Origin of the sequence: Leptolyngbya sp. GB1-A1 (genome assembly GCF_039962475.1) — a bacterium.
In the GTDB taxonomy this organism is placed as follows: Bacteria; Cyanobacteriota; Cyanobacteriia; order Elainellales; family Elainellaceae; genus Leptolyngbya_A.
The window spans coordinates 21,973-40,651 of the sequence record NZ_JAMPLI010000014.1 but is presented as its reverse complement, the minus strand read 5'-3'; the positions used below and the strand labels follow the sequence as shown (position 1 = coordinate 40,651).

16 protein-coding genes are annotated in these 18,679 nt (G+C 53.2%); 11 read left to right on the top strand and 5 right to left on the bottom strand.

What is annotated here, in order from left to right; translation table 11 throughout:
* Positions 1–38 precede the first annotated feature (38 nt).
* The 3 genes from NDI45_RS15165 (at position 39) to rppA (ending at position 4,429) form a co-directional block, all read left to right on the top strand.
* Positions 39–3,173 (top strand): DUF4347 domain-containing protein, encoded by a 3,135-nt coding sequence (locus tag NDI45_RS15165; RefSeq protein ID WP_348247831.1) that lies wholly within the window; start codon positions 39–41, stop codon positions 3,171–3,173.
* A gap of 116 nt (positions 3,174–3,289) precedes the next feature.
* Entirely contained in the window at positions 3,290–3,433 is a 144-nt protein-coding gene (locus NDI45_RS15160; RefSeq protein ID WP_190790510.1) for a hypothetical protein, read from the top strand.
* Between the two features lie 294 nt (positions 3,434–3,727).
* The gene (rppA, locus tag NDI45_RS15155; RefSeq protein ID WP_190790509.1) at positions 3,728–4,429 is read left to right on the top strand and encodes a two-component system response regulator RppA; all 702 of its coding nucleotides are present in this window, start codon (positions 3,728–3,730) and stop codon (positions 4,427–4,429) included.
* A gap of 87 nt (positions 4,430–4,516) precedes the next feature.
* On the opposite strand, the gene NDI45_RS15150 is transcribed toward rppA, so the two are convergent.
* Both NDI45_RS15150 and NDI45_RS15145 read right to left on the bottom strand, forming a co-directional pair.
* The gene (locus NDI45_RS15150) at positions 4,517–5,011 is read right to left on the bottom strand and encodes a hypothetical protein (protein ID WP_348247830.1); all 495 of its coding nucleotides are present in this window, start codon (positions 5,009–5,011) and stop codon (positions 4,517–4,519) included.
* 1 nt (position 5,012) lies between these two features.
* Positions 5,013–7,211 (bottom strand): cation:proton antiporter, encoded by a 2,199-nt coding sequence (locus tag NDI45_RS15145; RefSeq protein ID WP_348247829.1) that lies wholly within the window; start codon positions 7,209–7,211, stop codon positions 5,013–5,015.
* Positions 7,212–7,729: 518 nt separating this feature from the next.
* Here NDI45_RS15145 and NDI45_RS15140 point away from each other — a divergent pair.
* Positions 7,730–8,578, top strand: coding sequence for a DUF1350 family protein (locus NDI45_RS15140; protein ID WP_348247828.1), 849 nt, complete (start codon positions 7,730–7,732; stop codon positions 8,576–8,578).
* 105 nt (positions 8,579–8,683) lie between these two features.
* Here NDI45_RS15140 and NDI45_RS15135 read toward each other — a convergent pair whose 3' ends face one another.
* On the bottom strand, positions 8,684–9,631 hold the full coding sequence (locus tag NDI45_RS15135; protein WP_348247827.1) for a hypothetical protein: 948 nt from the start codon (positions 9,629–9,631) through the stop codon (positions 8,684–8,686).
* A 661-nt stretch (positions 9,632–10,292) separates the two neighbouring features.
* Here NDI45_RS15135 and NDI45_RS15130 point away from each other — a divergent pair.
* From NDI45_RS15130 to NDI45_RS15115, 4 genes are all read left to right on the top strand, one after another.
* Complete coding sequence (locus tag NDI45_RS15130) at positions 10,293–10,511, top strand: NAD(P)H-quinone oxidoreductase subunit L (RefSeq protein ID WP_190790249.1); 219 nt, start codon at positions 10,293–10,295, stop codon at positions 10,509–10,511.
* Between the two features lie 3 nt (positions 10,512–10,514).
* Positions 10,515–10,832, top strand: a complete 318-nt coding sequence (locus NDI45_RS15125; protein ID WP_190790248.1) for a DUF3007 family protein — start codon at positions 10,515–10,517, stop codon at positions 10,830–10,832.
* Positions 10,833–11,040: 208 nt separating this feature from the next.
* Entirely contained in the window at positions 11,041–12,399 is a 1,359-nt protein-coding gene (locus tag NDI45_RS15120) for a folylpolyglutamate synthase/dihydrofolate synthase family protein (RefSeq protein ID WP_348247826.1), read from the top strand.
* A 369-nt stretch (positions 12,400–12,768) separates the two neighbouring features.
* Complete coding sequence (locus NDI45_RS15115; RefSeq protein WP_190794273.1) at positions 12,769–13,101, top strand: hypothetical protein; 333 nt, start codon at positions 12,769–12,771, stop codon at positions 13,099–13,101.
* Positions 13,102–13,170: 69 nt separating this feature from the next.
* On the opposite strand, the gene NDI45_RS15110 is transcribed toward NDI45_RS15115, so the two are convergent.
* Together NDI45_RS15110 and NDI45_RS15105 are read right to left on the bottom strand one after the other, a co-directional pair.
* Positions 13,171–13,812 carry a pentapeptide repeat-containing protein gene (locus tag NDI45_RS15110; RefSeq protein ID WP_190794274.1) on the bottom strand — a complete coding sequence of 214 codons (642 nt, stop codon included), beginning with the start codon at positions 13,810–13,812 and terminating at the stop codon, positions 13,171–13,173.
* A 73-nt stretch (positions 13,813–13,885) separates the two neighbouring features.
* Complete coding sequence (locus tag NDI45_RS15105) at positions 13,886–15,337, bottom strand: DICT sensory domain-containing protein (RefSeq protein WP_348247825.1); 1,452 nt, start codon at positions 15,335–15,337, stop codon at positions 13,886–13,888.
* A 185-nt stretch (positions 15,338–15,522) separates the two neighbouring features.
* Here NDI45_RS15105 and crtD point away from each other — a divergent pair, with 185 nt between their 5' ends.
* The 3 genes from crtD to NDI45_RS15090 all read left to right on the top strand — a co-directional run bounded on the left by crtD (position 15,523) and on the right by NDI45_RS15090 (position 18,323).
* The gene (gene crtD, locus NDI45_RS15100; RefSeq protein WP_348247824.1) at positions 15,523–17,037 is read left to right on the top strand and encodes a C-3',4' desaturase CrtD; all 1,515 of its coding nucleotides are present in this window, start codon (positions 15,523–15,525) and stop codon (positions 17,035–17,037) included.
* Positions 17,038–17,102: 65 nt separating this feature from the next.
* A complete protein-coding gene (locus NDI45_RS15095) occupies positions 17,103–17,297 on the top strand; it encodes a hypothetical protein (protein ID WP_348247823.1) in 195 nt (64 codons plus the stop codon).
* Between the two features lie 609 nt (positions 17,298–17,906).
* Positions 17,907–18,323 carry a hypothetical protein gene (locus NDI45_RS15090; protein WP_348247822.1) on the top strand — a complete coding sequence of 139 codons (417 nt, stop codon included), beginning with the start codon at positions 17,907–17,909 and terminating at the stop codon, positions 18,321–18,323.
* Positions 18,324–18,679: the final 356 nt, after the last annotated feature.

Below are 18,679 nucleotides of genomic sequence, written 5' to 3'. Positions count from 1 at the left end.
TTATTGATTTAATGAACTTTCGTTTCGGATGACGAGCTATGACATCTGCCAATTTCAGTAAAATACTGCTGATTGTTGACCCATCGGTGCATCATTACCGCAGTCTGACAGACCATCTCACGGCTGAAGCTGACGTAATCGTTTTAGAGGCAGATCGGGACGGCATTGAGCAAATTACCGAAGCTCTTGCCAACCGGCGATCGATCCAAAGCATTCATCTGCTCTCGCACGGCTCTCCAGGAACACTTTACCTGGGCGCGGCGCAACTGAGCATGGCAACTCTGTCTCAGTACACAGACCAGATTCGTCAATGGATTCGTGCTTTTACTGATCGGGCAGAAGTTTTACTCTACGGCTGCGAAGTCGCTGCCGGATCGATCGGACAGCTTTTCATCCAGAAATTGAGCCATCTTACGGGTGCATCGATCGCGGCTTCCACCAATCGAACTGGCAACGCTAAGCTGGGTGGTGATTGGACACTGGAATCAACGGTGGGAGCCATCTTATCCCCCTCTATTTTTTCTGCTACTGCGATGGCTAACTTTCAATCTGTTTTGGCTCCCGTTGTTTTTGTGAATGAAACGTTTACGCGCAGCGAGGTCGCCCCTGGAGCCACCTCCTGGGTATCAGGGGTCGGTCAGGGCGCAGGAGATGCTGGCAATTCTGCCGTTGCGCCTTATTTGACGGCTCGACCCTTCCCGTTCGCAGCCCCTCCTCAAGTTCCTCCTAGTGGAGGCGGCTTACCAGGAAACCCTGGCGAGTTGCTCGACCCTGATGGAGCAGGGGTACTGCGCCTCACCAACGCGACCTTTGATCAGGCAGGCTTTGTCCTCTACAACCAGCCCATTAGCTCCAGCGCGGGTCTGAACATTACCTTTGATATGTTTCAGTGGGGCGGAACCTCCAGAAACGGGCTGCCTCCCGGAGCAGACGGAATCAGCTTCTTCCTAATTGACGGCAGCACCCCTTACTCAACTAATGCTGGGGCGTTTGGGGGCTCCTTAGGCTACGCCCAAAGAACAGGTATTCCGGGGGTGGCAGGGGGCTATCTAGGCGTCGGGTTTGATGCGTTTGGCAACTATTCCAACGGGGGCGAAGGGCGAAATGGAGGCGCGCCGGGGCTGGGTAGCGATGGACGGCTTCCCAATACGGTTGCGGTGCGGGGTCGAGAAGCGACGGGCTACCAGTACCTCACTGGAACAACGATCGACCCAACCAACTACATGCTGAATAATGTGACGGCGACCAACCGCGAACAATCGACGCGGCGGGTTCAGATCACGCTCTCAGGCGATGGAATCCTCAACGTCTCGATCGACGGCAACAACGACGGCGACTTCCTGGACGCGCAAGAAGCGGTCATTACCAACTACAACACCCGTTCAGCCGGCAACGGTGAAGTGCCCGACTTCTTTAAGTTTGGTTTTGCCGCCGGAACAGGGGACTCCACCGCCAACCACGAAGTCCGTAACCTGGCAGTGACGACCCTGACTTCTGCACCGCTCACCAACAACTCGGCTGCGGGACTGCCGATTAATAGCGCTGTCAACGTGCCCAACCTGGGGGGAAGCGATCCAGATGGAACCGTGACGAACTATCGCATTCTGACGCTGCCCGACCCCAGCCAGGGAACGCTGTTCCTGGGAGATCCGGCGGGCAATGTGCGGCTGACTGCGGGGCAAACGCTGACCCCAGAGCAAATTGGGCAAGTCTTTTTCCAGTCGAGCGGCACTTTTACAGGCAGCGGATTCACCTATACTGCGATCGATAACCTCGGCAGCGAAAGCGATACGCCTGGCACAGTGTCGTTGCAGCTGCAAAATACTCCTGGTCCTATTCCAGTTCCGGGGCAAAACCAGGCTCCTGATACGTTCGATCGACCGTTTAACCTGCCCCAAAACACGCTGACCAATCTGCCTGGACTGGGGGGAACTGATCCAGATCCCGGGGATGGCGTTGCTTCGTTCACCATTGTCACCGTTCCTGATACGGCTCAGGGCACACTGTTCCTTGGTTTGCCAGGCGCAGGAGGTCGCGCAATTACCGCCGGGCAGGTGATTCCGGCAGCAGATATCGGACAGATCTTCTTTCAGTCGGGTCCTAACTTTAGCGGCGGCAGCTTCACCTATGCGTCAACCGATCGCTCTGGTTTAGCTGACTCCACTCCGGCAACCGTAACGCTCAATTTCAACTCACTGCTCGACCCAATCGGCTGCAAACCAGGGGTCAGGCTCAAAGGCAATCGCCGCAACAACCGTCTGGTTGGAACCGAGGATCGCGATCGCCTGGTGGGTAAGCCGGGTAACGACCAACTGTTGGGTGCAGGCTGTTCGGATCGACTCAATGGCAACCGGGGCAACGATCGACTGTTGGGCGGTGCGGCAGGCGATCGGCTCAGAGGTCAGCAAAACAACGATGACCTGCGCGGCAACAACGGCATTGACACCCTGGACGGCGGCTTGGGCAACGATCGGGCGTTTGGCGGTCGCGGTCGCGATACCGCAATGGGACGACGCGGCAACGATCGGCTGGAAGGCAAGTTCGGAGATGATAACCTCATGGGCGGTCGCGGTCGCGATCGAATTCGAGGAGGCACGAACCTGGACATCCTGAACGGTCAGCAAGATGACGACCGGATTGAGGGACAAAAGGGACGCGACTTCATCAACAGCGGTCTGGGCAACGATCGGGCGATTGGCGGTGAAAAAACGGATACCGTCTTCGGGCGGCGAGGCAAAGACCGGATTCGCGGTAATGGCGATGTCGATCTGCTGCTTGGCAACCGGGACAACGACCGGATTTCGGGTGGCTCTCAGAACGATCGAATTCTCGGCGGTCTGGGTCACGATGTCATGGTTGGCGGCGGCGGTCGCGATGTCATGAGCGGAGGCGGCGGTCGGGATACCTACCTATATCGATCGGCAAGACACGGGCTTGATCAAGTCCTTGACTTTAAACGGGAAGACCGGATTGACCTGAAAGTCCTCTTCAAGGGTGACAGCTACAGCAGTCCAAACCGCTTCCAGCAATACGTGCGCCTCGCGGAAACTGCAAGAGGAACGATTGTTCGAGTTGATGCCAACGGCGATGCGGCAAACGGATTTGTCCGGTTAGTTCTGCTGCAAGGCGTTGCTCCCAGTGACCTAAGCGCGAATAACTTTATCGTTAGCTAAGGTATAGCGTCAGCTAGGGTGCATCATGTGCTAAGGAAACGGCCTCAATCGCTTGTGGGGGTATCCTCATCCGCCCAGTTCAATAAGATATTTATCTTACGAACCAGCTGGGCAGGATGCCCCTTCCACAGAAATGGCTGCTGATTGAATTCTTGTTTCTAACCAGCCCGATCGCTACCACCCCGATCGATACCAGCAGGGAAGCCAGGCAGAGCAGTCTTCGGTTTACGACGCTATCTCGAAATTTGCTCGATCAGTAGAAGGACATCAGAAGGACAGTATCAAACCAGGGATAACGGAAGCGTCATCAGCCATTCGTCATCAGTCATTCGTCATTCGTCATTCGTCATTCGTCATTCGTCATTCGTGGTTAGTCTCGTGGTCGGTCATTCGTCATCCGCGAAGCACAAGTAACCCACAGCTAATGACCCATGACCCGTGATTTATGCCGATCGCATCTCACGTTGATTTCTATCCTCCTGCTGATCAGGGACATTTCAGGGATATTAAGATTGAGAAATTGACAGCAACGAACGTTCTCTTCCTGGCTGCCCATGCAAATTCTGCTTGTTGACGACGAGGTTGAACTCACCGAGCCCCTCAGTCGAATTTTGCGGCGCGAGGGGTATCACGTTGATATTGCCCACGATGGTTCAGAAGGACGTAAGCTGGCTGCTACCGGAAGCTACGATCTGCTGATTCTGGACTGGATGCTGCCCCAGCAAACGGGCTTAGAGATTTGCCAGCAGCTTCGCTCCCAGGGGGATACCACTCCAGTGCTATTTCTGACTGCGAAGGATACGATCGACGATCGCGTCTCAGGACTGGATGCGGGAGCTGATGATTATTTAATCAAGCCGTTTGAGCTGCGCGAACTCCTCGCAAGAGTCCGGGCACTGCTGCGCCGCCCGCCAACGCTGGAAGTGAAGCCTGCCACACGGCTACAAGTGAATGATCTGGAACTCGACCTGGAAAATCAGCTTGCCTACCGCCAGGGACGCAAAATTGAGCTATCGGAAAAAGAGTGCCAGTTGCTTGCCTACTTTATGCGATCGCCCAACCAGCTTTTGACCCATGACCAAATGCATCAGCAGCTCTGGAGTACGAGCGAGCAGCCTAGCAGCAATGCCTTAGCCGCCCAAATTCGCCTGCTGCGCCGCAAGATCGAAGCCGACGGTGAAACACCTCTAATCCACACAGTTTATGGCAAGGGGTATCGGTTTGGGTCGGCGATCGAAGGGGAGGGGCGAGGGTAGTTTCAGGGGCTCCAGAATTGGGGGACGAGGGGGCGACTCATTCCTTATGAATTTCCTTTATAAATTTCTAACCCTTTTCTAATGCTCCTAATGCTCCTGGGTCTGAGATCTTTCCTGACGATCGGCAGTAAAGCTCCAGGCAGGCGTGTCGCCGGATTGCAGACTTGCAGTGAGCTGATCGTTTGGGGCAATCGTTCCCTTAATAAGTACCGAATTTGAAGAAGGCTGACAAGCGGCTAACGCATCGGTGTTGCCCGAAAGAGCCATTGCTTCCTGGTTCCAGCGACCTGTTAGCGGCAGCTTTTCAGAACTGGTAGAATCGGGCATTTCGGGCGATACGTTTGCCTGCACGAGATCAACCGAGCCGTTGAGGTAAATTCCTGACTGCTGCACAGTTAGCCGTAAGCGCGAGTCATTCGGACAGCTCGGAGGCGCGATCGAACTGAAATAGATGCCGTCGATATTGGGCGGGGCTTGCAGCCGGGCTTCTCCATAAGCAGCAGTCAAGCGAAATAGGATGAACACTGAGGTAATCATTCCACCATAGAACAGTAAATGCGATCGAATTGCAGATTGGTGCATTTTAAGCCTCTCTTTCCATAAGAACTGGGGCGAGATGAGACGTAACACGGCTATAGCGGCGAGTGATCAGCAGCGACGATCGGCATTGTTTCACGAGTTCATCGGTATATTGCCCCAGGGTTTGTCGCTCGATGCCCCACTCCCGATTGGCTCCGGCGATCGTTAAATCCATGCCTTCCGACAATTCGACCACTGCCCGCATTGGTTCTACCGTGGTAATTACTTTTAAGTGAACGCGATCGCGCAGAAACGCAGGCAACCGCTGAAGGATGGTGCGAAGCTCATAGCTTAAATCATCGATCTGCTGACCGAAAGCCGTCTTACTAACGGCGCGATCGGAAGGTGTAACACAGAGCACAGTTAGATGGCTCTCTGGACGACCTGCCAGAATTCGCAGTCCCAGTTCCAAGCCCAAATCGCTGTGAATATCTGGCACATAAGGCAACAAAAGCTGATTGAGCTGGGGCAACTGGGGCTGAACCGCAAATTTGCCCGTAGGGTAATCTACAAAAACCGCTACATCGGTTCTCGCCAGACTCAAAATTTGCCCGACTCGGCCGCCCAGGCGATTGGTGCTGAAGGCAGGACGATGCCACCCGACAAGCATCAAATCGGCTTGCTCCATTTCTGCCACCTGAACAGCTTCTCGCGCCACATCATTTGCCACCCGCACGATCGAATGAATCAAAGGACGCGCCGCTGGCTCCAAGCTCTCCACCAGGGTTTGAAGATGCTGCTGACGGGCTGCAATCTGGCGATCGGCTTCCAGGGGAGTGCTTTCAAAGGCGTAGTCTTCCTCCAGCTCAATCAGACTTAAGGGATTCACGATCGCCTGCTGAAGCTGAGTCCCAGCAATTGCCGCTGCAAGCTGCACCAGTCTAAGCTGCGTGTCAGGATTCGCTACCAGAACCAGAATTCGATACACCGAGGCAGAAACCAGAGACGGCTGCTCTGGCGGCGAGGCGACTAAATCTTGCTGAATCAGCCGCTTCGGATAAGTCACTTCTAGCAAAGGCGAAGTCATGAACGTGGTAACGAGTGCCATAATCACCAGCATCGTAAACAGCAACGGCGAAATCACGCCCAGACTCAAGCCGATATTCAGCACAATCAGCTCGGTTAGCCCGCGGGTGTTCATCAGCCAGCCCAACGCCGCCGCTTCTCGTTTTGCCATGCCGCATACCCGCCCTGCTGCATAGGTTCCAATAAACTTGCCGCTGATCGCCACCAGCAGCACCAGCCCACATAATAGCCATAGTTCTGGACGATTCAGCAATCCAATCTGGGTTCTCAGCCCGCTATAGGCAAAAAAGATCGGCAGCAAAAAGGTCAGCACAAAGTCCTCAGTTTTTTCGGCGAGTTCGCGGGTGAGTCCTTCGTTTTTGGGCATTACGGCTCCCAGCAAAAACGCCCCAAAAATCAGGTGAATCCCGATCACCTCGGTAATCAGCGCAGAAGCCACCACGCCCATATAAATTCCCGCCAGAACGAACTGCGTCAGTTTGCCTGTGCGATCGTAGTATTTCGCAAGCCGTTTCAGGAACGATCGCCCGATCGTCAGCATCAGGGCAATGTAAACCACGGCTGCGATCAGCGTAGGCAGAGCCGCAATCATACTGTTAGTGCGAGTTACAGCGATCGCCAGAGCTAGCACACACCAGGCAGTCACATCATCCACCGCAGCGCAGGTGAGAGCTAGCGTTCCCAGCTTCGTATTCTGCAAATTGTTTTCAGTAATAATCCGCGCCAAAACGGGAAACGCCGTAATTGACATCGCCGCCCCCAAAAACAGCGCAAACGCCGTAAACGAAACGCTGCCGTTTGACACCAGCGGATACAGCAGCAGCGACAGCAACGTGCCCAGCGTAAACGGAACCACAATGCTGATATGGGAAATCAAAACAGCAGTCTCGAGCTGTCCGCGTAGATAGCGGGGATTCAGCTCCAGCCCGATCAGAAACATAAAAAAGATCAAGCCGACCTGAGACAGCACATCCAGAAACGGAATCGTCTCTGGTGGAAACAGCGCACTCGCCAGCGTCGGAGCCACCGTGCCGAACAGGGAAGGACCGAGCATAATTCCGGCAACAATTTCGCCAATCACCAGCGGCTGCCGTAAAGCCCGAAACCCGAGACCCATCAGGCGCGATAGCCCAATCACCAGCAAGACTTGCAGCAGAACCATTACAACGATCGACATGGCAGCCCCCGCTTAAACGTTTTTTCTAACAGGCATTTTTCGAGAATGTTTGAGACGCTATCCCCGTAAGAACCGTCCTTCTAGCCCCAATTCCAAGGGGAACCAACCCACTCCTTCAGACCTCAAAGTCCTCCGAAGTTAGAACCGGAAGTTAGAACCAGAAGTTAGAACCAGAAGTTAGAACCAGAAGTTAGAACCAGAAGTTCGGAAATTTGACGTTCGGGAATTTAGGGGGTAATGCAGGCAATGGGCGACGGGTCAAACCATCTTTTAGCGCAGAACCTTTCAGACAATAGACAAAAATCCTTAGACAAGAATGCTCGATCGCCTTCCAAACCCTGAACTCCTCGGCCCCCGACTGTACTCCTAAGCCGATCGAAAGGAAATGAATAAGAACATTAAAGAAATGTTCATCTCCGATCGCGCTACCACCCCACTCTTGTGGCCGCTACAGTGAAAGAAGCGGCGTTTTCAGTAACGCGACACAAAACATTAACAAGAACGCTATTAAGAAAGCTATGGAGTGGCAGGAAATTTACGGTAACTGGGTGCTGGTTCCCCCCCAGCCGACCGCCATTATTCATTTTCTGGGCGGCGCATTTGTGGCAACGGCTCCCCAGCTTACCTACCGCACCTTGCTGGAGTTTCTGGCAAATCAGGGCTACGCAATCGTAGCAACGCCGTTTGTCAACACAATGGATCACACCACGATCGCCCAGCGCACTTTAAGACTTGGCAATCTGGCGATCGAGCATTTGCAAATCGACATTTTGCGGCAGCAGCTCCCCGTTTACGGGATGGGGCACAGCATGGGCTGCAAGCTGCATCTGTTGATCGGCAGTCTGTTTCCGCAGGAACGCGCCGGGAATATTCTGATTTCGTTCAACAATTACCCGGCAAGGCGATCGATCCCGATGCTGGATCAGTTAGGCGAACTGTCGCGCCTCGGAACCCAGTGGATGACTCAAATTACTAACCAATTTTCCGCCCAGCTCAAAGATCTGCCCCTGCCCCAACTTGCCGCCTTCGATGTCGAATTCACCCCATCGCCCGAAGAAACCAATCGCCTGATCGCCGAGCACTATCAGGTCAAGCACAACCTGCTCGTGAAATTTACCAGCGACGACATTGACCAAACCAAACCCCTTACTCTGGCACTGAACGAGCGTTTCCCCGAAACCACTCACCTCAAAATCTTGCGCGGCAACCACCTTACCCCCCTCGGTCAGGACGTGCAGTGGCAAACAAGCAGCGAATTCTCCCCTTTCGACGCGATCGGACAATTCTTCCGTCAAGAACTTACCCGCGACCTCAACCAACTCAAACGCACCCTCCTGTACTGGCTTGACCCCATTTATTCTGACTAGACCTAATCTGACTAAACCTAGTCTGACTAAACCACCCACCGACACACCCCCATCTCCTCATCTCCTCACTCATCTACCCCTTCACCCCTTCACTCCTCCACCTCTCTACTCTTCCACTCCCTCGAAACAAAATCGCCGACACAAAATTACTGGAGAATCCGACCGTCCGTGCCAAGGACAATCTGAATTCACACAGTGACAGCAGTTTGCTGGAGTTGGCAGGCTCAGCGAGCGGGTCATATAAAGGCTCACGCCCTGATTAATGTATGCCTTGGCTTCGAGTTCCGAGAGATGGCTACCTACCAGGATCACGCGATCGATCCCCAACTGCTGCCGCGCGAGATTGATCCGGGTCAACGTTTCGCTAAAGCTGCGATCGTTTTTAAGCAAAACCATCACCTGCCGAGACTGGCTCATATAGCAGTCGGGCTTTTGCTGAGCAAAAAAGTCTTTGTACTGAATTGTCACTGTGCCATCGGGATAGTGAAGCGTCCGCAGCACGCGCAGAAACGGCACGGTAAACTCTCCGGCAGCATCTACGGCATACCACCAGGACTGAAACCAACCATCCTGCGGCAGGTGCAAAATCGCCTGGATCTGTCGCGGCGAAAAGCCCGAATGGGTCAACCGTGCCAGTGCCTGCGACAAAGGAAGGGATTGCCCCAGGGTGTGCATCTCAGACTCGCACCGGGTCAGGTCAAGATAGCCGCGATCGTTCCCATATTGCTGAGTGTAGTCGGCGATGCCCTGCTTGAGTTCCTCCGCTGAAGCGATCAGGGTGCAGTATGCCTCCTCAAACTGAAGAATGCCGTCGATCGAGGGTGCGGCAGATTGCCCAGAAAATGATCCGATTGTTCCAGAGGCAAGCGGGACACTCACGGTCGTTTTGAGATTGCGAATTCGATGCAGAGCGGTGATCGGCGGGACACAATCCACTAAGAGCGACTTCAGCGAGGTTTCATCAGCTACTGCCAGCGCAATTTGAATCTGATCCTGAAGCGATAGGGCGTTGAAGTCATCGTGTCCCGCAGGAGGAATGAGGTGCTGCGTCATGACAATGCCTGAGTTTCCAAAGCGTGCAGGTCAAAAGTTGAGCAAAAAATAATCAATCAAAAAATAATCAAAGAATAAACAGGATTACTGATGATTTATATTTATTTTTTCTATCTTTATCCCCATTTTGCAGATTCTGCTCCAAAACGATCGAAATCTTTGCGCTTCTTTTTATCTGCACTCAGCAGATATGGATCACTTTAAGCAGCTTCTGGGCTAAAGTTTTCTGTCTTGAGACGCTGGCTCACGTACTTATTACACAAGTCCATCCATCTTCTGACAGAGAGGCTGTTCTGCCGATCTATACACATCGGACGACGCGATCGGGTCATCCCTACCGATACTGTTGAATCGAACGACTCAAGACTAAATGGGATGCAATCCTGATCACCCTTCCCCGGCTCCGGCTGGGGTTTCTCTTTTTAGGGCTATCATCCCTGGAGTTTCATCTTTAGGGCTATCTCCCTGTAGTTTCATCGCCTTTCCTGACGCTAACCATCAGGTTTTTTAGGGGATTCGATCGCCCCTACCCAGTCTGGATTCTCTATTTCGGGCAGTTGAAAGCGGTAAGATAGACAACAGCAGAGGCAAACGGGAAATTCTCGCCGTGCCCTTGCTGAACCTAAGTGAACCCAACAAAGCTTCATTTAAGCGAAAGCCTATGTCACTTCCTCTTGTTCCACTGCTGTACCTGGCTCTAGGTGGGGCTTATCTAGTGGTTATGCCGGCACTGCTGTTTCTGTATCTCAAGAGCCGCTGGTATGTGGCAAGCTCGATCGAGCGCGTGCTGATGTATTTTGGCGTATTTTTCTTCTTCCCCGGTCTGGTGTTGCTGAGTCCCTTCCTCAACTTCCGTCCCCAACCCCGGCAAATCAGCTAAGCCATGCGACGGATTGATGTTATCGGCATTGGTATTGGCATTTTTGCTGCAGGGGGAATCATCTACCTGATTTTGCAGTTTGCAGGTCTAGATAGCATTTCGGCTGGCATCTGGAGCCAGGCTGTGCTAGTGGGCGGCGTGGTCGGATGGCTCCTCACCTATTTGTTTCGCGTACTCACGAAGAACATGACGCTGGGTGAGCAGATGCGAAACTACGAAGATGCTGTGCTGCAAAAGCGACTCGAAGAAATGACCCCGGAAGAACTGGCAAAGCTTCAGGAAGAAGTCGAGCAGGAAAAGCAGCGATCGGCGGGAAACTGATCCCCACTCGTTGTGCGGTTGGTGCGGTGGATGCGGCTGGATCAGTCAACCGATCGCTGCAAGTTCTTCAAATCATGGCCTTTAGGCAGGAGCGTTGCTCACCAAGCAATTGCTTTCCACCCAGGCTCACCCACCAGGAATCCACGAGATCAGGCAAGATGAAAGTATGCTGTGAAAGCATCTGCCTTTTGTCGCGATTCGTCCTGCCATGTCAAATCTCCCTTCACTTGCTTCTGAGCTTGCTGAACCTGATGCCCAAGCGGAAATTGATGCGCTGCTGCACCAGTTTGCTCACTTTGGCGTGGAGTTAGGCTTAGAGCGAATTGAATTCCTGCTGGAAAATCTGGGCAATCCGCAGCGGCAAGTCCCGATCGTTCATGTGGCAGGCAGCAACGGCAAAGGGTCAGTCTGTGCCTTTCTTTCCTCGGTGCTTCAGACCGCAGGCTACCGCGTTGGAAGATACACCTCCCCGCATCTGGTGGACTGGTGCGAACGAATTTCGATAAATGGGGAAGCCATTGAGCCGATCGAATTGCTCAAAATTTTGCGTCAGGTGGTCGGTGCAATCCGTCCTGATCAACCCTGCCCTACTCAGTTTGAGGTGATTACTGCCGCCGCATGGCTTTATTTTGCTCAGCAGCAGGTTGATTTGGCAGTGGTCGAGGTCGGGTTGGGCGGACGGCTGGATGCTACCAATGTGGTCGATCGTCCCCTGGTTAGCGTGATCACATCCCTCAGCCTGGAACACTGGCAGCGGCTCGGACCCACTCTGGCGCATATTGCTTTTGAAAAAGCAGGCATTTTAAAGCCCCACTGCCCGGCAGTGATCGCACCCCAGCCCACAGAAGCGGCGCTCGTCCTCCAGCAACGATTAGAGCAGCTAGCCTGTCCTGCCGTTTGGGTAGAGGCTGCGATCGAGCAAACTAGAGATTCTCAGCAAACGCGCTGGGCAGAATGGTGCGACACTTCAGTAGAAAACTCACCCTTTTCATTCGAGTCAATCTGCTATCCGCTCCCGCTTTTAGGACAGCATCAGCTTATTAATTCTGCGCTGGCAGTCGCAACGCTGCAAATTCTCCGCCAGCAAGGCTGGCAGATCGACAACGAGCAAATTGCGGCAGGCATGGGAAAAACCTCCTGGCAGGGACGACTCCAGTGGATTTCCTGGCAGGGTCAGCCGCTTTTGATTGATGGAGCACACAATCCGGCAGGGGCAGCAATGCTGCGGCAATATGTCGATACCAGTCCTCAAGTGACAAAACCGATCGCCTGGGTAATGGGTATGATCGCCGGAAAAGATCACGGGGATGTGTTCAAGGCTCTGTTGCGTCCGGGCGATCGACTTTACCTCGTTCCCGTGCCCAACTCAACCCCGGTGAGCCTTGCTCAGCTTGCCCAACTTGCCTGGGAAGTCTGCCCCGAACTGAAAGACTGCCAGACTCACACAGATGTGGTTATAGGATTAGAAGCCGCTCGGACTGACGCTGCTGAATCTACGATCGGGCTGTGCGGTTCACTGTACTTAATTGGGCATTTCTTCAGTCTGGTGCGCCAGACTTCCACTTAACCAGACCGCTTAATCAGGTGTTGCTGAATTCGAGTATGATTTGCCCCCTAGCCCCCAACGTTGGGGGGAACTAATCCTCAAAGTCCCCCAGGATTGGGGGATTTAGGGGGCGATGCAGAAGCTCAATTGGGTTCTTCATATTTCTATTCAGCAACGCTGGAATTCGTTCTGCTCAAAAATCCTGCTTCGCATCCTATGGGAATCCCTCTCAAGATCAACGCGAGACGCTTCCTGGTCATCGTAGCGTTATCAATAATCAAACCTTGAATCAGAACTTGAATCAGAACCTGAGACTGTCTGAACTCGATCAGGCTAATTGGCTCACTTAACACCCCCGCTCACTCTGCATACCCCTCACCACAAAAGCTCATGATAGAAACCACAGATGACCTCGAATTAGATCTCAACGCTCTCATCCGGGAGTATGGATTAATTTCCACGCTGGAAGCCTTGCGAGAACTCGTAGACAACCGCGCTGACAGCACAGAGACGATCGCCGCTGAATCGGATTCTACTGAATCGAGCGATGAATCACTCAATGAACAGGCTGAGGCATTTCGCGATGTATCCCGCGCCCTCACGACGCTGCTCAAGACCCTGCCGCCCGAACTCGACTTCGAGATGGCACTCGAGCAAATTACGCACACCTCAACCGATTTAGACTCCGGCACTGGCATGCTAACCTACGGGCAACTGTCCTAGGAAGCTTATCTCAGGAAGCGAAGTCAGTTGAGCAAGTCGAGTAAAACAAAGGATTGGATAAAACGGTAATCAGGCTTCGGCGCGATCGAGAACCGTTCCTTTAACACAGGCACTCGTTAGCGTCGTTCCCTGAAGATTTGCGCCTTCTAGATCTGCACAAAGCAGGTTTGCCCCGCTCAGATTCGCTCCGGCTAAATTTGCGTCCCGCAGATCTGCCTCTTCCAGGTTTGCTCCGGTTAGCATCGCACCTTGAAGGTCTGCCTGTGCCAGGTTTGCCCCTGCCAAATTTGCGCTATTGAAGTTTGCCCCACGCAGGTCTGCCCCACGCAAATCAACACCCTGCAAGCTAACGCCCATCAAATTTGCGCCACTCAGAAATGCGCCTGCCAGCGTGGTTTGTGCCAGTCGGGACTGCATTAGATTCGCCCCACGCAAATTTGCGCCTCGCAGGTCTGCCTCCGACAGGTCTGCCTGCATCAGGTTTGCCCCAACGAGATTCGCTCTTAAATCCGCCCCAACCAGACAGCAGCCCATCAAGCTCGCACCGTCCAGATTGGCTCCGTTGAGCGTCGTTGCCCTCAGATCGGCTCCATTGAGCGTGGCTCCTGCCAAATTCACTCGGCTCAAGTTTACTTTTGACAGGTCTTCGTCTTCGAGATCTGCACCTGTGAGCCGCTTCACTTTTCCTGCGCGAATTGCTTCAATATCCATCGTTTCCTGTCCTTGGTGATAACTGAACTGCATCTAACAACGAATGCTTCCAGCAAAGGGATAGTAGGAATTTTTAGGAGCCTGTTTTGGAGATCGTCTCTTCTGATTCACTCCCCTCTGGCTCAGAACCATAAGACAGCAATTCTTCCGAGGAGTGAGAATCCAGCAGCCACAGTCCAGCAGCAATTTTGGGCAGCGCAACGGGTAAACTTATGCCCTGCTGCATCGCGCTTACCAACAGACCCAGAGCCTCAACCAGCTTCGGGTCCCACTGCTCATTTGCACCCTGCTGACAGGATTGGTATGCCTGCAAAGCAGCTTCGGCATCGGGAGTACCGCTCGATCGCGCCTGCGCCGATTTTTGCTGAAAGTCAGCAATCAGCCCCAGAATGCGCGACTCTACTGGAATCTCATCGCCTGCCAGCCCCGAAGGACGACCAGAGCCATTCCAGCACTCGGTTTGATGGGTGAGGATGGTCGAAATTGCTTTGAGCCGCTGCATTTTCCGCAGCACTTTGACACCTGGAATAATCGGACTGGTCAGGGGTGTGGCGGCATGAGTCGCTTGACCAGAACCTTGTGCACTGAGTACCGTTTCGATCGGCTGAAGAAACGCAATCCGATGCAGCAAACCCGCCAACCGCAAACGATGAAGCTGCCAGGCAGGAAGGTCCAAAAGCTGACCCATTGCTTCTGCCAGCGTTGCCACTTCGGCAGCGGCATTAGGATTACTCAGGTCAGTCTGGTCAATCAACTGAGCGATTCGCAGCAGTGCCTGAAGTTCGTTGGAGGTGAGATTGCTTACCAGAGCATGGGGTTGGGGGTCAGTCGTGACGGTTTGCTGGCTCTCTTCCAGATACTCGATCACCCGCATTACGATATCGCCCAGATGATCGGCAGTCGGCGTATGACACAGTGCATCATGGTGCTGCGATCGATCGATCAACTCCGCCAGATGGGTTTGAAGCTGCTGCTGAAGGGCGGGGTTATAGCGTCCTACGTGGTCGATCGCCAGGGCCGCGGTTTCCTGCACCAGGCTAGGTTCAAACGTCCAGAGTCCGTAAAACTTGCGCTCCAAGTCTGCCTGCGGTCTACCCGCCGTTCCGTAATCTTCGTCAGAAAGCTCCTGACACAGCACCATTGCAGTGTAATTGGGCGACACGATAATTAAGTGCCACTCCTGTGCTACAGCATCGATCGGGTCAAGCGTAACCAGATCTACGTTCGCCTTGTGACTGGTGGGATGGTCGGTAAAGCCTGCATCTGCCCCGGCTAAAATCACGACCTGACGCGATCGATCGGCAATGTCACCATAGCGATCGGCTTCTTGGAGATACCACTTGCCGCGTTGAAATGCCGTGATCATCAGGGGCTGGTAGTCTGCCGATAGAATGGCATCCTCCAGCGCATGACAAAGGGCGACCAGCGTGTTTTTGTAATACACCCCAAAATTAAGCGGTCGCTTTTCAGGGAAACTCGATCGGTGCGCGTCACCCAGCTTTTGCAGAATGGAACCTTGCAGCATTGCGGCAACTTAAGCAAAACTTCTCATCTCTATCATCGCAAATGATTTTGCTTCTTCAAGGAGATCAGTCAGAGATAAATCCAGATTGCTTTCCTCATCTCGTCCAGGTTCCTTTCAGTCTGCAAACAAGCGATATGATAAGGATATTAAGTAATGTAACACGCCATTAGGAATTTGCAGAATTTATGACAAGGAAACACGGTCGGCGCGTGGTCGTGATTGGGGCAGGAATTGGGGGGCTGACCGCAGGCGCCTTGCTAGCTCATCGCGGCTATTCCGTTCTGGTGCTGGATCAGGCGATCGTCCCCGGGGGCTGTGCCTCTACGTTTAAGCGGCGCGGCTTTACCTTTGATGTGGGCGCAACCCAGGTCGCAGGGCTGGAACCGGGCGGCGTTCACCACCGAATTTTTCAGGAGTTAGGAATTGAACCCCCGGCGGCAACCGAGTGCGACCCTGCCTGTGCCGTGTACCTTCCTGGTGAAACGCAACCAATCAACGTCTGGCGTGACCCGCAGCAATGGCAGGCAGAACGACAAAAGCAGTTTCCTGGCAGCGAACCCTTTTGGCAACTGATGGCGGATTTGTTTCGCTATAGCTGGGCGTTTCAGTCTCGCGATCCAGTGCTGCCGCCGCGCGATCTGTGGGATATTGGGCAGCTCGTTCAAGCCGTTCGCCCCGATACCCTGCTGACCTTGCCTCATACCTTCTCTACAGTCGGTCAGGTGTTGCGCTGGTATGGGCTGGGGCATGATTACCGCCTGAAGACCTTTCTCGATATGCAGCTTAAGCTTTATTCCCAGGTGAGCGCAGACGAAACAGCGTTGCTTTATGCCGCAACCGCGCTGGCAGTGTCTCAAGAGCCGCATGGACTGTTTCACCTTCAGGGCAGTATGCAGGCATTGAGCGATCGACTCGTCGAATCCCTAGAGCGGGATGGCGGTCGGCTCCTGATGCGGCATACTGTTGAGCGGATTTTGACCGAAGGCAAGCAGGTGAAAGCGGTGCAAATCCGCAGCCAGAAAACGGGAGAAGTCTGGACAGAATCCGCCGACCAGGTAGTGGCAAATGTCACAGTACAGAATCTGGTGAAGCTTTTGGGCAATGCGGTTCCCCAAGGCTATCGAAATCGCATTACAAAACTGCCGCCTGCCTCTAGCGCTTTTGTTATCTATTTGGGCGTAAAGCAGGACGCGCTGCTTGCCGACTGTCCGCCCCACCTTCAGTTTCTTTACGACTACGCGGGACCGATCGCCGAAAACAACTCGTTCTTTGTGTCCGTCAGCAAGCCGGGAGACGGCCGAGCTCCAGAAGGTCATGCCACAATCATTGCCTCTTCGTTTACCGACCCTAAACGCTGGTGGGACTGCTCGATCGAAGACTATCAGCAGCTCAAACAGCAGTACACCGACCAGGCGCTTTCCCGCCTTTCCCAATATTTCCAGCTCATGCCGGAGACAATCGTGCATCAGGAAGCCGCTACGCCCCGCACCTTTGCCCACTACACCGGACGCAGCAAAGGCATTGTCGGCGGCATTGGTCAACGCATTCCCACCTTTGGTCCGTTTGGGTTTGCGACGCGCACTCCAATTCGATCACTCTGGCTCGTGGGAGACTCGACCCATCCTGGTGAGGGCACAGCAGGGGTAAGTTATTCAGCGTTGACTGTGATGCGGCAGGTTGAGCAGGAAGTGAAAAGGTAAGTGAGCGCGTGAGGGCGTGCCACACTAAAGACAGCAATCCGGCAAGATCTCAGGAGGCTTGGGTGATGACAATCTCCACCGAGAACAAGGTCTGGACGGATGAGGAATTCATGGCATTGTCCCAGGATGGGCATCGCTATGAATTGGTTAACGGGCAGCTAGCGGATATGGGCAATTTTGGAATGGAGCATGGAGGCATTAGCTCATTTCTGGGTGGTCTCTTAGCGATTCATGTTCGGCAGCACAAGCATCGTTCCTGACTTTTCAATGCCTGTTTCCGAACTATTTGAGGAGTGGGATTTTTAAGGAGAGATTTGACGCAGTCGTAAGCCTCCCGCAGTGTCCCCTGAATTCCCCAATACTGAGGAACTTTGAAATTCCTTTAAGCCTGATTGCGTAACTCTCGGACCATCTCTTACGCTGAATTCTTGCTCCACGCTTGCTCAAAGGGACAAGAAATCTGCTCGCCCTCTAAACCCAAAAGTTATCCCTTTCAACTCAAAACTTGTCTTTCCAATCCTAGAAGTTGCACTGCAAAACAGAAACGATCGCTTTTTGAACTCAGAATTTGCCTGCAGACAAGTTCTATAACGAGCTACGGTGCATGGAAGACAAGAAATATCGCATGGTGATCAGCCGCTAGCGGAAAGATGCCAAATGCGAAGCTCAAAAGGAATGGGTCTTCCGTCACGACAAGATCGCGGAATTTTTTCATTGTCCAGACTTTCTTCCGTCTTTTGACAGAGCCAAAATTCGTTTGAATTCAACTTAATTCCCCTACAGGGAGAGTGTATTCGTTGTTACCAGCGGGCTACTCTTATGGCGTAAACGAATTTTTGACAAGCATTTTCAAAATGAGTAGCAAAGCCATGAATAAAGAACGTGATAACACCAAGCACACTGCTTCCGATTCTGCCGATCGCGCTGCTGATAACGCCTACGACCCCCATATTACTCCTGCTGAAACGGGTGCCCGCATGGAGCGAGAAGGCGATCGGTTTAAGACTCATCCCACTGAAGAACAGGAAGCCACTGCCCCCACCAATGAGCAGACTGACGCACAGAGCATCCACACCACAGACGGCTACACCGTTGATAAAGAAGGATTGCTGAACAACTACGCGATCGAGCCAGAGATGTACTACGAAGTCCCAGGCGATGCACGTCAGGCTGAAGAAGCAAGAGAGGCTGAACAGGCTGAAGAACGAGCAGAAGTGAATGAAGACAGTGCTGGAGATTTGACGATTGAGGGCGACAAACGCGGCAGAGGACCTGGAATGGTGTAATTGGCAGCGTCGTTCTAACTAAACGATGTCATGAACCAAACGATGTCATGAACAGGGGGACTGTGCTCCCCCTCATTACTTTTTGCAGCAGGACGCAAGACTCTGAGCATGGCTCGCTCGGTTTTTCCAGTCGTTGCCTTCGTCTGGACTGCGGCGTGTAAAACTCCACCATGCCGCTTCTCATCGAATCTAATCGGCGTACTTCAACCTGACAAACCAGCCCATAATCGATCTCCCTGGTTGCAGGATATCTCCAGGGTAGAGTGCCAAATTCTAAAATTTGTTTCTGATATGACAAAAATTGCTATTTTGTGCATGTCGGTCTTTAGAAGGAGAGGTAGGTAAATACAGCCATC

Coding starts and splice junctions, on each gene's coding strand:
- NDI45_RS15105 (WP_348247825.1), bottom strand. CDS start 15,337: ATGCTGCAAGGTTCCATTCTGCAAAAGCTGGGTGACGCGCACCGATCG.
- rppA (WP_190790509.1), top strand. CDS start 3,728: ATGCAAATTCTGCTTGTTGACGACGAGGTTGAACTCACCGAGCCCCTC.
- NDI45_RS15095 (WP_348247823.1), top strand. CDS start 17,103: ATGACAATCTCCACCGAGAACAAGGTCTGGACGGATGAGGAATTCATG.
- NDI45_RS15115 (WP_190794273.1), top strand. CDS start 12,769: ATGATAGAAACCACAGATGACCTCGAATTAGATCTCAACGCTCTCATC.
- NDI45_RS15165 (WP_348247831.1), top strand. CDS start 39: ATGACATCTGCCAATTTCAGTAAAATACTGCTGATTGTTGACCCATCG.
- NDI45_RS15090 (WP_348247822.1), top strand. CDS start 17,907: ATGAATAAAGAACGTGATAACACCAAGCACACTGCTTCCGATTCTGCC.
- NDI45_RS15130 (WP_190790249.1), top strand. CDS start 10,293: ATGTCACTTCCTCTTGTTCCACTGCTGTACCTGGCTCTAGGTGGGGCT.
- NDI45_RS15145 (WP_348247829.1), bottom strand. CDS start 7,211: ATGTCGATCGTTGTAATGGTTCTGCTGCAAGTCTTGCTGGTGATTGGG.
- NDI45_RS15120 (WP_348247826.1), top strand. CDS start 11,041: ATGTCAAATCTCCCTTCACTTGCTTCTGAGCTTGCTGAACCTGATGCC.
- NDI45_RS15125 (WP_190790248.1), top strand. CDS start 10,515: ATGCGACGGATTGATGTTATCGGCATTGGTATTGGCATTTTTGCTGCA.
- NDI45_RS15110 (WP_190794274.1), bottom strand. CDS start 13,812: ATGGATATTGAAGCAATTCGCGCAGGAAAAGTGAAGCGGCTCACAGGT.
- NDI45_RS15140 (WP_348247828.1), top strand. CDS start 7,730: ATGGAGTGGCAGGAAATTTACGGTAACTGGGTGCTGGTTCCCCCCCAG.
- NDI45_RS15160 (WP_190790510.1), top strand. CDS start 3,290: ATGCCCCTTCCACAGAAATGGCTGCTGATTGAATTCTTGTTTCTAACC.
- NDI45_RS15150 (WP_348247830.1), bottom strand. CDS start 5,011: ATGCACCAATCTGCAATTCGATCGCATTTACTGTTCTATGGTGGAATG.
- crtD (WP_348247824.1), top strand. CDS start 15,523: ATGACAAGGAAACACGGTCGGCGCGTGGTCGTGATTGGGGCAGGAATT.
- NDI45_RS15135 (WP_348247827.1), bottom strand. CDS start 9,631: ATGACGCAGCACCTCATTCCTCCTGCGGGACACGATGACTTCAACGCC.